Below are 15,195 nucleotides of genomic sequence, written 5' to 3'. Positions count from 1 at the left end.
GTTGCCGGGACCGCCGGGACCGCCGGGGACGGCTCGGACCTCCGGGACTTCGCGGCCGGGCTGTTGCCGGACTACATGGTTCCTTCCGCGGTGGTGGTGCTGGACGCGTTGCCGTTGACGGTCAACGGCAAGCTGGACCGGGACGCGCTGCCGGCTCCCGACTTCGCGGGCCTGGCCGGTGGCCGGGAGCCCCGGACGCCCGTCGAGGAAGCGCTGTGCGCGCTGTTCGCCGAGCTGCTGCACCTGGAGTACGTCGGGGCCGACGACAGCTTCTTCGACCTCGGCGGCGACTCGATCATGTCGATGCAGCTGGTGGCCCGGGCCCGCCGGGCGGGCATGGTGATCACGCCCAGGCAGGTGTTCGAGGACAAGACGCCCGCCCGCCTCGCGCTGGTGGCGGAGAGCAGGCCAGCCGGACCGGCGGTCGACGACCTGGCCGTCGGTGAGGTCCCGTTGATCCCGGTGATGCGTTGGGTGGCCGAGCGGACCGGGCTGCGCCGGTTCTCCCAGTCGGTGCTGACGATCGTGCCAGCTGGGCTGGGCGAGGGCCGATTGGTCACGGCGGTCCAGGCTCTGGTGGACCGGCACGACGCGCTGCGGGCGCGGCTGGTGTGCCCCGGTCCGGACGTCGCCTCGTGGCGGCTGGACATTCCGCCGCCTGGTCTGGACGCCTCCTCGTCGGTGCACCGGGTGGACGCCGCCGGTCTGACCGGGCCCGAGCTGACCTCGCTGGTGGCCGCGGTGGGCCGGTCGGCGGCGCGGCGACTCGATCCGGAGGCCGGGGTGATGCTGCAGGTGGTGTGGCTGGATCGGGGGCCGGATGCCCCCGGCCGGGTGCTGCTGGTGGCGCACCACCTGGTGGTCGACGGGGTGTCGTGGCGGGTGCTGCTGCCGGACCTGGCGGCGGCCTGTACGGGGGCTTCGCTGGAGCCGGTGGGCACCTCGTTCCGCCGGTGGGCGGGGCTGCTGGCCGGCTCGGCGGACGACCCGGCGCGGGTGGCGGAACTGCCTGGGTGGCAGCGGTTGCTGGCCGATCCCGAGCCGCCGCTGGGCGGGCGTCCCCTGGACCCCGCTCGCGACACGGTGTCGAGCGTACGGCGGGTGTCGGTCCCGGTGCCGCGTGACGTGACGGCGGCGCTGCTGACAACCGTACCCGCGGTGTTCCACGCCGGGATCGACGACGTGCTGCTGACAGGTCTGTCGCTGGCGGTGACCGAATGGCGCGGGGTGCCAGGCCCGGTGCTGGTGGATGTGGAGGGGCACGGGCGCGAGCCGCTGGCCGATGACGTGGATCTGTCGCGTACGGTCGGCTGGTTCACCAGCGTGCATCCCGTCCGGCTGGACCCGGGTCGGGTGGACTTCGCCGAGGTACGGGCGGGTGGCGATGCCGCGGGCGTGGTGATCAAGCGGGTGAAGGAGCAGGTGCGGGCGGTGCCGGGCGATGGCCTGGGCTTCGGCGTGCTGCGCTATCTCAACATGGTCACGGGACCGGCGCTGGCCGCGCCACCGGTGCCGCAGATCGGGTTCAACTACCTGGGCCGGTTCACCACCTCGGCCAGGCAGGAGGAGTGGCAGCCGGTGGCGCTGGGCGGGGACATGCCCGAGCGGATGCCCGTCGCGCACGCGCTGGAGGCGGACGGGATCGTCGAAGACGGGCCCGACGGGCCCGAGCTCACCGTGTCGCTGTCGTGGCCCGCCGGTCTTCTCGAGCCGGACGCGGTGCGGGAGCTGACCGACGGGTGGGTGGCGATGCTGACCGGGCTGGCCGCTCAGGCGGGCCGCCCGGGGGCCGGCGGGCACAGCCCGTCCGACTTCCCGCTGCTCAGCCTGGCCCAGCAGCAGCTTGAGGAGCTGGAAGCGGAAATCGCGATGGAGGACTAGCCGATGCCGGTGGCTCGGATCAACGGGATCAACCTGAGCTTCGATGACTACGGCGTGGGAGCGCCGGTCCTCCTGGTCACCGGGACGGGAGCCCCCGGGCGCGTCTGGCGGACCCACCAGGTGCCGGCGCTGCGAGCCGCGGGCTACCGCGTCATCACGATGGACAACCGGGGCATTCCGCCCTCCGACACCGGGCCTGAGGGGTTCACGCTGGCCGACATGGTGGCCGACACCGCCGCCCTCATCGAGCATCTGGGCATCGAGGGCTGCCGGGTTGTGGGCTTCTCGCTCGGCGCCATGATCGTGCAGGAGCTGCTCGTCGCCCGGCCCCGGTTGGTCGGGCAGGCCGTGCTGATGGCGACCCGCGGCAGGTCCGACGCGCTGGCCACCGCCATGTCCCTAGCCGAAATAGAGCTGTACGACAGCGGTGTCACGGTACCTGCGCGTTATGCGGCTTTTATGCATGCGCTGCAGAGCCTCTCGCCGCGTACGCTCAACGACGAACGGCAGATCAGGGACTGGCTCGACGTCTTCGAGGTCTCCGCGGTGACCCTCTCGGCGGCCCGCGGCCAACTGGGCCTGGAACTCATCCCCGACCGCCGGCCGGGCTTCGCGCATATCCAGTGCCCCTGTCTGGTGATCGGCTTCCAGGACGACCTGATAGTCCGTCCACCGCTGTGCCGCGAAGTCGCCGAGGCCATCCCGGGAGCCACCTACGAAGAAATTCCGGGCTGCGGCCACTACGGCTACCTGGAACGCCCCACCGAAGTGAACTCGGCCGTTCTGGGCTTCTTTGCTCGGCAAGCGACCCGCGCAGTGCCCGGTCAGGTCATCGTCACGTAGTGCCGCGGTAATCAACACGGCCGACCCGTTCCGTCATCGAGCCCCGGCCGCCGGTGATGGAGGTGCGTGGGAGCCTTGGCGTTCATTCGACCTCGGCCAGGGCGTGGGCCGGCCGCAGCCGGGTCGTGCGCCAGGCCGCGAGCGTGCCGGCGATCAGGGCCGCGGCGATGGCGATCAGGGCCGCCGCCGCGAGGGTGCTTGGCTCGGTGTGCGCGTTCAGGTGCACGGCGAGGTTGTGCGCGCCGGTGCCGGTTCCCGTGCCGGTGCCGACGGTGGCGGTCAGGGTCGGTGCGACCGCGTTGACAAGACCGATGCCGGCGTAGCCGACCGCTACTCCGAGCGCCGCGCCGGCGAGGCCGACCGTGCCGGACTCGGCCATGATCTGCGTGATGACGCGCCAGCTGGTCCAGCCGATCGCTTTCAGGGTTCCGAGTTCGCGCGTCCGCCGGGTTACGGAGGCGAGGGTGAACAGGCTGGCGGCGGCGACGGTGGCCAACAGCACGCCCACGGTGAGCCAGGTGCCGAGATCGTGCATGAGGGTGGTGGCGCTGGCGAGAGAGCCGTTGACCGCCTCGGCGAGGTCGCGTGAGCTGCTGAGGGTGGCCGAGGGCAGGAGCGCGGCGAGCTCGGTTTCGACCGCGCCGACGTCGGCCGCGGTGCTCGCCGAGACGTAGATCGTGCTTACCTTCCCCGCCAGCGGCTCCGAGTGCTGACCGGCGGGCAGCCGCTGGGCGGCAGCGAGCGGGAGGTAGATGCTGGCCGCGCCGGTGGCCGTGGGTTGGGAGACGATCCCGACGACGGCGAACCGGGTCCCGGCAACGGTGATCGTCGATCCGACGCCAAGGTGGTGGGTGGCGGCGTACTGGGTGTCGATGACCGCGACGTCGCCGCGGCTGTCGGCCCGGGACAGGGAACGGCCCGAGCGAAGCGTGGCGGACGCGGCTGGCCCGAGGCCCAGGCGCGTGACGTCGATCCCGTCGATCCTCGTGCTGGTCGGGATGCCGCCCGAGCCGGTCGGCGGGAGGGTGATCTCGCTCAGGACCAACGAGTCCGCGACGCCGGCGACGTGCGCCAGCCCGGCGATGGCCCGCACCGTCGACGAATCCAGCACCGCCCCGCCGGCCACCGACAGGCCCGTGCTGCTCGCGCCGTCCGCGCTGCCGCTGCCGGTCGCGCCGGCGCGACGGTCGGCCGATGGTGTGGCGGTGACGGTGAGGTCGGTGCCGATCCCGTTCAGCGTGTGTAGCACCGCGGTCTGCGCGTCGTCGACCGCGGCGGCGGTAGCCGTCGTGGTGAGGACGAGCCCGACGCCGACGGCGAGCCCCGTGGCGACGAGCATCGCCTGACGCGACCGGTGCCGCAGTTCACGTCGAAGATAGGTCAGGACGAACATGAGGGCTCCGATCGTGCGTTCGCCGACCGGCGGCGTGCGTTTGACATGCCGGTCACCCGATCCGCGTACCGGTGATGTCCAGCTTGCCGTCGTTCATGACGGCAACACGTTCGGCGAGGGCCGCGACGGCGCTGTCGTGGGTGACGAGCACGAGCGTGAGCTGGTTGGCGGTCCAGATCTGTTCGAGCAGCGTGAGGATCTCGTCGCGGGTGTCGACGTCGAGGTTGCCGGTGGGCTCGTCGGCGAGCAGCACGCTGGGTTCCTTGACCAGGGCCCGGGCGATCCCCACGCGTTGTTGCTGGCCGCCGGACAGCTCGGAGGGCAGGTGCCCGGCTCGATCGGCCAGGCCCACGGCCGCCAGCGCTGCCGCCGCGCGTTCCCGGCGCTGGACAGCGGGGGTGCGCAGCGGAACGAGGGCGGCTTCGACGTTCTCGATCGCGGACAGGGTGGGGATGAGGTTGAACATCTGGAACACGAAGCCGACCCGGGCGGCACGGATCTCGGTGAGCTGTTTCTCGGACATCGTGGCCAGGTCCTGACCGTCGAGGTTGACGGTGCCGGTGCTGGGCCGGTCCATGCCGCCCAACAGCTGCAGCAGGGTGCTCTTGCCGCTGCCGGTGCGGCCCTGGATGGCGAGCCATTCGCCGTCGGCAATGGACAGGCTCAGGTCCCGCACCGCGGTGACGGTGCTGCCACGGGCGCGGAAGGTCTTGGAAACGCCGGTAAGGGTGTACATCGGGTTCTCGATTCGATCTCGGGAAAGCTCGGTTCGACCTCGGGAAGGGCGGTAAGCGGGTGCGAGTGACCGGGGCTGGTGGGCTGGTGGGCTGGTGGGCTGGTCAGGCGACGCGGACGAGGGCGTGGGCCGGGCGCAGCCGGGCGACGCGCCAGCTGCCGAGCGCGCCGGCGAGGACCGCGCCGACGATCGCGAGCACGACCGCGAGCAGGATCGTCGCGGCCCCGACGGTGGCGTGCAGGTGGACGCTGAGGGTGTGCACCCCGCCGGGCAGCGTCATCGTCTCAAGGCTGCCATTCTTGATCAGCGCGCCCTGGGGTGGTGTCGAGCCGGGGTTCAGGGCGACGGCCGCGGTCAGCGTGGGGGCGATCGCGTCGATGACGGCGGCGCCGGCGAACCCGAGCCCGATTCCGGCCGCGGCTCCGGCCAGGCCGGTCACGAGCGATTCGGCCATGATCTGGGCGATGATGCGCCGGGTATGCCACCCGAGTGCCTTGAGCGTGCCGAACTCGCGAACCCGCCGCCGCACCGCGGCGGTGGTCAGCAGGGCGGCCAGCGCGAATGCGGCGAGGAGCATCGCCACGGCCAGCCAGCGGCCGAGGTCGCGCGCGAGGTCGGCGGCGCTGGCCAGCGACCCGCTGACCCTGCTGGCCAGGTCCGACGAGCTGGTGACGGTGGCACTTGGGAGCAGCTTGGCGATCTTGTCGTGCACGGTGGGGATGTCGGCCGCGCCGGCGGCGGCCACGTAGATCGCGGTAAGCTTCCCGGCCAGGTCGGGCCGGGCGGAGGAGGCGAGTGCCCGGGCGCGGCCGAGCGGGATGAAGACGTCCTCCGGGTCGCTGGCGGCTGGTTGGCTGATGATGCCGATCACGGTGAAGCGGGTCTTGGCGATCACGATCGTCGAGCCCACCCCAAGGTTGTGCGCGGCCGCGTAACGCGCGTCGATCACGGCGCGGTCGGCGTCGGCGTCCGCGGTGGTGAAGGACCGGCCCGAGGTGAGCGTGCCGGAGGCGTACGGGCCGAGCTTGAGGTGCGCGACATCGACCCCGTCGATGCTGGTCGAGGTGAGGCTGGGTAGCCCGCCGGTGGACGGCGTCGGGCCGACGACCGTCTCACCCACGCTCAGGCCGCCCGCGACCTCGGCCACGCCGGACATCTTCGAGATCGGGGCCAGGGCTGAGGAATCCAGCAGCCCGAGGCCGGGCGGCAGCCGGAAGAACTCCTTGCCCGCGTCTCCGGACGTGACCAGGCCCTGATTCGAACCCGAACCGCTCGAACCCGAGCCGCTGGTGGCCGCCGTCGTCACCGAGATGTCGGTGCCCACCCCGTATAGCGAGTGGAGCACCGTGGTCTGCGCCCGGCTCACGCCCGTCGACGCCGCGGTCAGCGTGACCACCGCAGCGACCCCCACCGCCAGACCGACCGCGACGATCACTGTCTGCCGGGCCCGTCCCCGCAGGCCGCGCAGCAGGTAGGTCACGAAGAACCTGCTCGAGGATGTCGCCGGTGCGTGGGCCGGCCTGTGGGTGCCGAGCGCGGTCATGACCCGTTTCCGGACAGCGGGGGCAGGCTCGCCGACGAATGCCCGGACGGCGTGAACGGGGTACCCAGATCTGGCCGCGATCCATCACCCGGGGCCTGCTGTTGTTGCTGCTGCTGAACCTGACCCGGGTCGGGCGAGCTGGTAGCCGGCGAGCTGGTAGCCGGCGAGCTGGTAGCCGACCCGGGATCGGGCGACGTCTTCGAGCCCTGGCACGCGGCGGCGCCGAGCAGGCACAGGGCAACCGCCGCGGCGCCGACCGTCCTGCGCGCCGCCGAAGACCGCCTGGTCGCTGCGGGCGTCGCTGCGGGCGTCGCGGGGTACCGGTCCGCGGCTCTGGTCTGTGGTGTGGTCTGCGGCATGGCCTGTGGTGTGGCCTGTGGTGTGTTGTTCATCTCGCTCACGTCCTCGTCAGGTGCGGGATCGGCGCTCGGTCCGATTCTCGGCTGCGTCCGGTTGCTGGGACGTTGATATGACGGGGGCGGCAACACGGGGTCAACGTCAGCTGTTACCGCCCTGTTACCCGCGCGGGTGGGATCCTGGGAGGGCGGAAGGTCGCACCGAAGCCGGTTCCCGTTCCCATGCGCCAACAGGCGACGGTGGTTTCAGTGCACGGTGGTTCCAGTGCGGGATCTGCGAGAGGTGGCAGCCAAGCGTGAGTGACCTGGCCGAGCGGGCGGGGACGGCTGCCGCGGCGTCCGGTGCACCCGCCGAGCCGCCCGAGCCGGCTCGGCGGGCGGTGTCAGCCGCCGCTGCCGTCCCGCGTTCCAGCGGGCTGGTCGCCCGCCTCCGTCGGTGGCCGTGGGCGAGGCTGCTCCCGCGCACGGTCCGATTGCGCCTGACGCTGCTCTACGGCAGCTTGTTCGTCCTGTCCGGCGCCGCGCTGCTGGCGATCACGTATCTTCTGGTGCTGCACGTCACCGCCACCATCCAGATCACCACCACCCCGACCGGCATGCCGGAAACCCAGGGCGGCCCACTCAACGGGCAACCGGCCCCGCCACGGGCCTCGTCGGCGGTCGCCTCGCAGGTCCACCACAGCTACCTGCACCAGTTGCTCGTCGAGTCCGGGATCGCACTGGCGATCATGGCGGTTGTGTCGATCTGGCTCGGCTGGCTGGTGGCGGGCCGGGTGCTGCGCCCGTTGCGCACGATGACCGCGACCACCCTGCGGATCTCCCAGGAGAACCTGCACGAGCGCCTGGACCTACCCGGCCCACAGGATGAACTCACCGACCTCGGTGACACCATAGACGGGCTGCTGGCCCGCCTGGAGACCGCGTTCGAGGCGCAGCGACGCTTCGTCGCCAATGCCTCCCACGAGCTGCGCACCCCGCTCACGATGATGCGGACCTCGCTCGATGTCGCCGAGGGCAAACCCCAGCCCGTGCCGTGGGAGGTCACCGTGCTCGCCGGCAAGCTCCGCGAGGGGCTCGACCAGGCCGACCGGCTGATCGAGAACTTCCTCACCCTGGCGCGGGCCCATCAGGGGGCACCCGGCAATGATGCCGCCGTCTCGCTCACTGGCCTCGTCGTCGCCGCGCTGGCAGCCCGCGAATCTCACGCCGCCGAGCTGGGCGTGCACATCCACCGTCAGCTCGCGGCCGTCGAGGTCATCGGAAACCCGACGCTGCTGCGGCGCCTGGTCGACAACCTCCTCGACAACGCCCTGCGCTACAACCATCCCGGCGGCTTCGTCCATGTCCAGGTCCAGGTCCGCTGCCACCCCTCCACCGGCGGCACGGATGACGCCAGGATGGCCCACCTGACGATCGAGAACGCCGGGCCGCCGCTCGACGACGCCGACGTCCAGCAGCTCGGGCAGCCGTTCCGCCGCCTGGCCGCCGACCGCACGACCGCCGGCAGCGTCGGGCTCGGGCTGTCGATCGTCGCCGCGATCGCCGCGGCCCATGACGGCGCTCTTCACCTGAGCGCCCGACCCGAGGGCGGTCTGCGGGCCGTCATCACCATGCCGCTCGTCGGCCGCGCTCCGGTGCCGGGGGTGCCGAGGGTGCCGAGGGTGCCGGGGGGTCGCGGTGAGGCCGGGGTCGCGGTGAGGCCCGGGGGGTCGCGGTGAGAGTGCTCGTCGTCGAGGACGTGCACCGCCTCGCCGACGACATCGCCGAAGGCCTCCGTGACCACGGCATGGCCGTCGATGTCAGCTACGACGGTCTCGACGCCGCTGCCAAACTCGATGTCAACCGCTACGACGTCGTGCTGCTCGACCGTGACCTCCCCGGCCTGAACGGTGACATGTTGTGCCGGATGATCATAGATTCCGAGGACCCGGCCATGGTTCTGATGCTCACCGCGGCCGACACCAGCGCCGATCGTGTCACCGGGCTGAGCCTCGGCGCGGACGACTACCTCCCCAAACCGTTCCACTTTCCCGAACTCGTCCTACGGGTGCGGGCACTGGCCCGGCGTCGGCCCACCGCGCAGCCACGCGTCCTCAAAGCCGGCGGTGTCGAACTCGACCCACTGCGCCACACCGCCATCCGTGACGGGCGGCGACTCGATCTCTCCGCCAAGGAATTCGCCGTACTGGAGGCACTGCTGCGCGCGATGCCGGCCCCGCTGAGTGCCGAGCGGCTGCTCGAACAGGTCTGGGACGAGTACGCGGACCCCTTCACCAAGACCGTCTCGGTCACCATCGGACGGCTGCGTCGCAAACTCGGCGACCCGCCCGTCATCGAGACGCTCGCGGGGGTCGGTTACCGGATCATCCCGGCCGACTGACCCGGCGGGGCGCACGTGGGCAGTCCGGGTGGTCTTTCGCCGTCGTCTGCCGTGATGCCCTACCTGGCCAGATCGACGATGCCGTTCCGGTCCTCGTTGTCTCCCGATGACGTGGTCTCGAGACCCGGCCGGTGTGCCACCGGCCGGATCGGGGAAACGTGGTGCGCGCTCGGTGTGGGTTACCAGTTCGGGTTACCAGTTCGGGTTGAGGATGAGCGGGGCGTCGGTGTCGGCCATCCACTGGTTGAATTCGTCGAGGGTGGTGAACAGCGGCTGGTTGGCGTGGTGGCAGGTAACGGTGGCAAGTTCGATGATTGCGGTGCTGGGATCGCTGGTGGTGAGCGTCGTCTGGACGTGGGCGAGGTCGGGTAGCGCGGCGCGGGTGACCTGAGCGCGCTGATCCTCGCCGAGAGTCATGGTCGCCTGGCCGATCAGCGCGGCCGTGGCCGCGGTGGTGACGGTCTCGGCTTCCAGGACCGCGAGTAGCTCGGGGCTGGCGCCGTCGGCGCGGGCCGCGACGATCGCGAGCTGGAGTCCTTGGACGATGATGGCGGCGGTGGCCTGCGCGACGACACCACCGACGAGGGCTCCGAGGACGGGGACGGGGACGACGGTCTGCCCGACCAGGCCGCCGGCCCACATCAGGCCGGTCCTGGCGGTCCCCGTCACGCTGCGGGCAGCGAACTCGCCGGGGTCGATGCGACCGCGGGCCAGGTCCAGGCCGGCGTCGGCGACGGCCCACACGGCGTCAGCCATGGCGGCGGGCACGGTACCGCTGCCCAGCGCCTTGGGCAGAAGACCGCTGCTGGCCGCGGTGCGGACGGAAGCGGAGATCGTGCCGATAGCACCGGAGCGGGCGGCGTTGCGGGCGGTGCCGCCAGCGACCGTGATGACTGCGGCGCCAGCGGAGGTCTCGCCGGCACGGATCCGGGCGGTCTCGCTGGCCGTGGTGACCATGGCGCCGACGAGCGCGCCTGCGGCGGCTCCAGTGAGGCTGGAGGTGGCGATGTCTCGCCCGGCTGCGGCGGCGATCTGGTGGTTGGCCCATCGGGCCGGGTTGTGGGCGGCGTCCTGCGCCTGCCGGTAGCTGATCGAATCGCTGTGCACCGACCCGTGCGTGAGCCGGTCGGTGCTGAAAGCCGCCGCGTCGGCGTAGCCCTCGAAGTAGATCCCCTCCTGGTTCATGCCCAGCCGCCGGTCGAGCAGGTCGTGGACGGCGTCGACCCGGTCTCCTGCGACCAGTCGCCCCATGCCCTGATACGCGGATCGCGAGATCTGGCGGGTCGTGTCCGACACCCGGTCGACGAGTTTGGCCTGCACCTCGGCGACCATCCGGCCACCGTCAGACAGCCGGATGTCGACCGGACCATTCTGCGGACCGCCCTGTGTCCATTCCAGGACCTGGGCGCGTACCGTCGAGCCCGCGCGGGCCGCGTGCCGGTTGAATCCGACCGCGTGCATCACCTCGAACAGGTGCCCGGCACGCTGCGGATTGCCATGGTTGGCATACCGCCGCGCCAGCTTGACGACAGTGTCGCGGCCGTTCAGTGTCTCGACCACCTCCGCCGCGGTCCGGCGGGTCGTCTGGTCGATGATCGACCAGACCGCGGCGTCCGCGCCACCGGGAAGCAGCCCGATATGCCTCTCGCGTCTGCCGTGAGGCAGGGCAGAACCAGAGGTGGTCACGCTGGCCGGGGCAGGGCGAGCAGCCGCTGCTTGGCGTTGAGAACGACCTGGCGAACCTGCACATCCACCGTTCCGTCCTCGCCGGCGATCGGCGTACTCATCACCGTCACCGTGGTCGAGGCGACCCCGACGAGCTGTGCCACCCGCTGCCGCTGCTCGATCGTGTAGGTCACATAGTCCGGGTTGGCGGTGACGAGCGTATCCAGCAGCGGCAGCCGGACGGTCATCGCGACGCGCAGGTCCTTGAGAATGTCCCGGACCTGCCGGCTGCGCCGACGCACGAGGGCCGCCTGCGCCTGCGCCCGTCCGAAGTCAGCCGCCGCCTCGGCGATCTGCGCCGCTGTCTCGCGCTGACCGGTGCGGGCCCTGCGCCCCTGCCACTCGAGCACCCCGCCCACAGCAATGACCACCGGCGCCGCCACGATGCCCGCCAGCACGGTCGTCCCGGCCGCGACCCCACCACCACCGGCGGCGATCGGCCCGCCGCCCAGCCAGGCCAACGTCGCGCTCGTCGCCGCAGCACCGGACAGCCCTGAAATCGCCGTCCCAGTGGAGGCCGTCGCCAAGGCCCCGACCGCCGCGAACGTCGCACCACCCGCCCCGGCGCCGGCCACCGCCCCAGCAGCCAGCGCCCCCAGTGACTGGACCACGCTGATCCGTAGCCGACGCAGTTCGACGTCCGGCAGCTCCCCGCCGACCAGCAGGTCGATCTTCGCGAGCTCAGCCAGATCGACGTTCTTCAGCCGACTGAACACCTCCTGGAACGGCACCAGCGCCACGTCATACAGCTCAGCACGGGCCCGCTGCTGAGCCTCTGTCTCGGCAGCCGTTCGCCCGGCCAGCAGCCGACAGCGAGCTTCGAGCTGCTCGTACGAACGCTTGTTGTCTTTCGCAAGCTTGACCGCATCAACAATGGCGACGCCCACGGTTCCCCCGAATACCCGGCCACGTTCCAGCGCCCGCCACGATATCGCAGCCCAACAGGCATACCGACCACGGCCCGTCCTTCGGCGCCCACGGGAAAGGGGGAAACCGGCCGGCGACCTCCATGTGAAGCCGGGTCCGGCATCGCCGGGTCCTTCCCGTGCTGGGAGGCGCTGCTTGTGGCTTCGGTGGTTACAGAGCCGGCAAGTGATGGGAATCGTGCCTCGGCTGCGTCTGCTCCGGTGAGATTATGGCGGCTGGTAGATCCCGAGGGGGGAGAGGCAGTTCGGCGTGGGGAAGCACTCGAAGCCGGAGGCGGGGGACGATTCTAATATCGAGACATGGCAACGACGCGAGAGGGACCGCTTGCGGGCGGGACGGACAGCGGTGACGACGACCGGCCCGTGATCGACGTCTACGGTCGGCTGTCGTACCGTGACGACGGCTCTGTGATCAACGTCGATGAACAGATCGACATGGGTAAGACGGACATCGCCCGGCGGGGTGGTGTGCTGGGCCGGATATGGCGGGACGATGCGAAAAGCGCGTGGAACCCGAGGGTTGCCCGGCCGCAATGGGACCGGCTTATGGCCCGGTTGGAAAGCGGGGAAGCTCAGGGGGTGTGGGTTCTTGATGTGACCCGGTTTTCCCGCAAGATTATGGAGGGTGAGCGGCTTGTCGAAGCCGCACGGGCAGGACGGCTTATTTGGTCGTCCGCTGGAGAGTATGATCTGAATACGGCGGAAGGCAGGCGGATTTTCCGCAAAGAAATGGTGGATGCCGCCGCCGAGTCCGACAAGATCAGTGAGCGGGTGCGTAGGGGAAACCGGCGGAAAGCGGCCCGTGGGCGTAATCCGCATGGTGGCGGTCGGGGTTTTGGGATGCCCGGGTTTCTTCCTGCCCCGCCGGGGTGGGAACCGGGCGATCCCCGCACGCCGGTGGAGAGGGCGGTGCTAGACGCGGAACAGGCGGTGGTCCGGGAATGCTACCGGAGTTTGCTTGCCGGTGAAATCAAGGTGGCCCCGCTTGCTGCGGAGTTGAACCGGCGTGGGGTGCGTACGGTGAACGGTAATCTGTGGACACGTACAACCCTGGTAAATACGCTGATCCGTCCGGCGTTGGCGGGTGTCATCATGGTGGAGGGTGAGGCGGTCGGGAATCGCCGTGGGTTCGACCCGGTGGTGTCCGAGAAGGACTGGAGGCTGATGTGCGCGCTGTTGGCCTCGCGGCGGCCGGGCCGTCCGGCGGGACAGCGGCACGTCCTGTCGGGTCTGCTGCGCTGCCCGTGCGGTTCAAAACTGTACGGCCGGAAGAACATTCATCTACCACCCTACCCGGACGGGAAGGTGAAACGGGCCTACCGTTGCCACGTCGACGTGGCGATCGGATGCGGTAACTACATTGACGCGCGGGTAGCGGAGGATGCCGTACGGACAGCGGTGATCGCACGCCTGTCGGATCCGCGATTCGCGGCGGACATCGCCGAGCGTGCGGACACCGCGAACCGCGAACGTCTCAGTACAGAAAGCGAGCTTGCTCATTGGAATAAGCAAGCAGACGAATTGTCGGAGAAAACAGGGACATGGACGGTGGCCCGGGTCGACCGGGCCATGAAGCCGATCACAGCGAAGATAGAGGAACTACAGACAAAGCTGTCTGCCTTGGATATCCCCGCCGACCCACGGACGCTGACGCAGGACATAGAAGCGCGGTGGACGGAAGCGGAAGCGGACGAAGACTTTGAGGCCCTACGGACCATGGTCCGCACCGCGTTTCCGCTTCTGATTCTGCGGCTACCTGTCCGCTACGGAGATCACAGTGTGGCGCGGTTCGACTGGGAAGGCACGGGCAAGGAAATACCGGCTCTACCGGACCCGGAAACCGTGCTTCGGCGGTCCCTCGCCACACCCGAGGGACGGACGGTGAAAGAACTGTGCGCCGACACCGGCATGTCCTATTCGTGGGTGTACCCACGGGTGAAAAATGGGAAGCTGCGGGCGTGGTGGTGAAGACCCGAGCTGCGCACGGTGGTCTCGGTCAGGGTAGCGGGATGATCCCTGCCCGGTACGCGCTGGTCACCCCACCCCCCACCCGTGTGGACCCGAGGGGCACGGCGGACATGCCCCCCACGACCCCGTAGCGGGGTCCCCTAAGCACGGTCCCCATGACCGGACGGCCGGACCGGCCGTCGTAAGCGGCTCCCGGGTTGGCGCGCCAACGCCAACCCGGGGCCTTGATCCCCATCCCCTGAGTCCAGCAGGAGTCGAAGACCCATGCCCATCGTGCCTGATGACGAGCGCACCCCGTATGACGACCGCCCGTTGGCCTACGTGCTTCCCGCGTCGACCGGTGACCGGCATCTGATGATCCTGCCCGGTGCGGATCCGGATGATTTGATGGCCGCGTGCGCTGATCTGCCGTCCGGTGCGGTGTACCGGGACTTCCGTGGGGACCGGCATCACGTCGCGCTGGTCTTCCGTCCGCTTCCGTTCCCGACCGCCGGGAACGACGCGCCGACCGTCCCGGACGGTCCCCTCGCGTCCGGCGGGTGGATGCCGACCGTGCCGCATGCGGGGCGCACCGATCCCTCGCAGGATGCGACGCGCGGACCGCGTGCCCGCCACGACCGGGCGTCGGTTCCGGCGTTCTGGACGGTGGTGGACGGGCGGGTGGTTGCCGGCCCGTGGGCGGACCGGTATGACGCAGTCCGGGCGGGGGATGACCATCCCGGTAGCGCCGTCGGCTACGGGGTGGTAGCGGCGGACGGGACGCTGACGAGCCGTTCCGCACCGGATGATCTCGCGTTTAATCGCCTGTGGTCCGAACAGGTCGCGCGGCTCACCGATGACCATGGGGGGAGGGTGCGCGCGACCCGGGACGCTACCGCGCTGCTCACGGTGCGGGTAGCGCGTGCGCTCGTGCTGGCGGGGGTGCCGGTGGCGGACACTACCGGGCGGGAGGCAACCGGCGGGGTCCTGCTTGTCCCGGTGCGCACGGGTGCGTACCGGGGGGTGGCGTTGGGGTGGGCTACCCATCCCCGGATGGCCACCATCCCCACGGCGAATCGGCCCGTCCCGGCCGGGGTGGGTGATGTGCTGACCTACGCGGTAGCGGCCACGCTCGACGCGCTGGGGTTCACCGTGCGCTACGGCAGGCAGACACGGGCGCATCTGGTCACGGCCGGACCGGGGGACGCGCGATGAGCGACGTGCCGACGTGTGAGACACCCCGTTGTGCCGCACCCGCACTGGTGATCGTCTCCGATGGGAGAGAAACGGCGTTGGCGTGCGCCCTATGCCACGAGGCCATGTTGCGGGCCAGCGGCGGAGTGATCCGTGGCATCGGTCTCGTCCCCCGGACCCCACGCCCGTAGCCGCTTGCTAGACGCTTACAGGAACAGGCCCCCCGCACCGGATACGGTGCGGGGGGCCTGCCGCATGTTGGGGTCAGTCG

The 15,195-nt window shown here is 70.5% G+C and carries 11 protein-coding genes; 6 read left to right on the top strand and 5 right to left on the bottom strand.

All coding sequences use genetic code 11. The features are described from left to right. Together AC08OO_RS13520 and AC08OO_RS13515 are read left to right on the top strand one after the other, a co-directional pair. Window positions 1-1,881: condensation domain-containing protein (locus AC08OO_RS13520; RefSeq protein WP_476618572.1), on the top strand; the 1,881-nt coding region annotated here is incomplete at its 5' end. A gap of 3 nt (window positions 1,882-1,884) precedes the next feature. Next, window positions 1,885-2,724 (top strand): alpha/beta fold hydrolase, encoded by an 840-nt coding sequence (locus tag AC08OO_RS13515; RefSeq protein ID WP_476610750.1) that lies wholly within the window; start codon window positions 1,885-1,887, stop codon window positions 2,722-2,724. A gap of 82 nt (window positions 2,725-2,806) precedes the next feature. On the opposite strand, the gene AC08OO_RS13510 is transcribed toward AC08OO_RS13515, so the two are convergent. From AC08OO_RS13510 to AC08OO_RS13500, 3 genes are all read right to left on the bottom strand, one after another. Next, the gene (locus tag AC08OO_RS13510) at window positions 2,807-4,117 is read right to left on the bottom strand and encodes an ABC transporter permease (protein WP_476618571.1); all 1,311 of its coding nucleotides are present in this window, start codon (window positions 4,115-4,117) and stop codon (window positions 2,807-2,809) included. 52 nt (window positions 4,118-4,169) lie between these two features. Next, entirely contained in the window at window positions 4,170-4,853 is a 684-nt protein-coding gene (locus AC08OO_RS13505) for an ABC transporter ATP-binding protein (protein WP_476618570.1), read from the bottom strand. Window positions 4,854-4,956: 103 nt separating this feature from the next. After that, window positions 4,957-6,396, bottom strand: a complete 1,440-nt coding sequence (locus AC08OO_RS13500; protein ID WP_476610752.1) for an ABC transporter permease — start codon at window positions 6,394-6,396, stop codon at window positions 4,957-4,959. A 652-nt stretch (window positions 6,397-7,048) separates the two neighbouring features. On the opposite strand from AC08OO_RS13500, the gene AC08OO_RS13495 reads away from it, so the two are divergent. Both AC08OO_RS13495 and AC08OO_RS13490 read left to right on the top strand, forming a co-directional pair. Next, window positions 7,049-8,470 (top strand): sensor histidine kinase, encoded by a 1,422-nt coding sequence (locus AC08OO_RS13495; RefSeq protein ID WP_476618569.1) that lies wholly within the window; start codon window positions 7,049-7,051, stop codon window positions 8,468-8,470. Continuing rightward, a complete protein-coding gene (locus AC08OO_RS13490; protein WP_011436856.1) occupies window positions 8,467-9,132 on the top strand; it encodes a response regulator transcription factor in 666 nt (221 codons plus the stop codon). The genes AC08OO_RS13495 and AC08OO_RS13490 overlap by 4 nt, the downstream gene beginning before the upstream one ends. Window positions 9,133-9,324: 192 nt before the next feature. Here AC08OO_RS13490 and AC08OO_RS13485 read toward each other — a convergent pair whose 3' ends face one another. Further along, window positions 9,325-10,818 carry a hypothetical protein gene (locus AC08OO_RS13485; protein ID WP_476610755.1) on the bottom strand — a complete coding sequence of 498 codons (1,494 nt, stop codon included), beginning with the start codon at window positions 10,816-10,818 and terminating at the stop codon, window positions 9,325-9,327. Continuing rightward, on the bottom strand, window positions 10,815-11,744 hold the full coding sequence (locus tag AC08OO_RS13480) for a hypothetical protein (RefSeq protein ID WP_476610756.1): 930 nt from the start codon (window positions 11,742-11,744) through the stop codon (window positions 10,815-10,817). The genes AC08OO_RS13485 and AC08OO_RS13480 overlap by 4 nt, the downstream gene beginning before the upstream one ends. Window positions 11,745-12,146: 402 nt before the next feature. On the opposite strand from AC08OO_RS13480, the gene AC08OO_RS13475 reads away from it, so the two are divergent. Beyond that, window positions 12,147-13,751 carry a recombinase family protein gene (locus AC08OO_RS13475; RefSeq protein WP_476618568.1) on the top strand — a complete coding sequence of 535 codons (1,605 nt, stop codon included), beginning with the start codon at window positions 12,147-12,149 and terminating at the stop codon, window positions 13,749-13,751. A 264-nt stretch (window positions 13,752-14,015) separates the two neighbouring features. Beyond that, complete coding sequence (locus AC08OO_RS13470; RefSeq protein WP_476618567.1) at window positions 14,016-14,945, top strand: hypothetical protein; 930 nt, start codon at window positions 14,016-14,018, stop codon at window positions 14,943-14,945. The last annotated feature ends 250 nt before the right edge of the window (window positions 14,946-15,195 follow it).

The sequence above is a fragment of the Frankia sp. CeCAU1 genome (assembly GCF_977971845.1).
This window is presented reverse-complemented; position numbering and strand designations above follow the sequence as displayed.

Coding starts and splice junctions, on each gene's coding strand:
- AC08OO_RS13505 (WP_476618570.1), bottom strand. CDS start 4,853: ATGTACACCCTTACCGGCGTTTCCAAGACCTTCCGCGCCCGTGGCAGC.
- AC08OO_RS13515 (WP_476610750.1), top strand. CDS start 1,885: ATGCCGGTGGCTCGGATCAACGGGATCAACCTGAGCTTCGATGACTAC.
- AC08OO_RS13500 (WP_476610752.1), bottom strand. CDS start 6,396: ATGACCGCGCTCGGCACCCACAGGCCGGCCCACGCACCGGCGACATCC.
- AC08OO_RS13510 (WP_476618571.1), bottom strand. CDS start 4,117: ATGTTCGTCCTGACCTATCTTCGACGTGAACTGCGGCACCGGTCGCGT.
- AC08OO_RS13470 (WP_476618567.1), top strand. CDS start 14,016: ATGCCCATCGTGCCTGATGACGAGCGCACCCCGTATGACGACCGCCCG.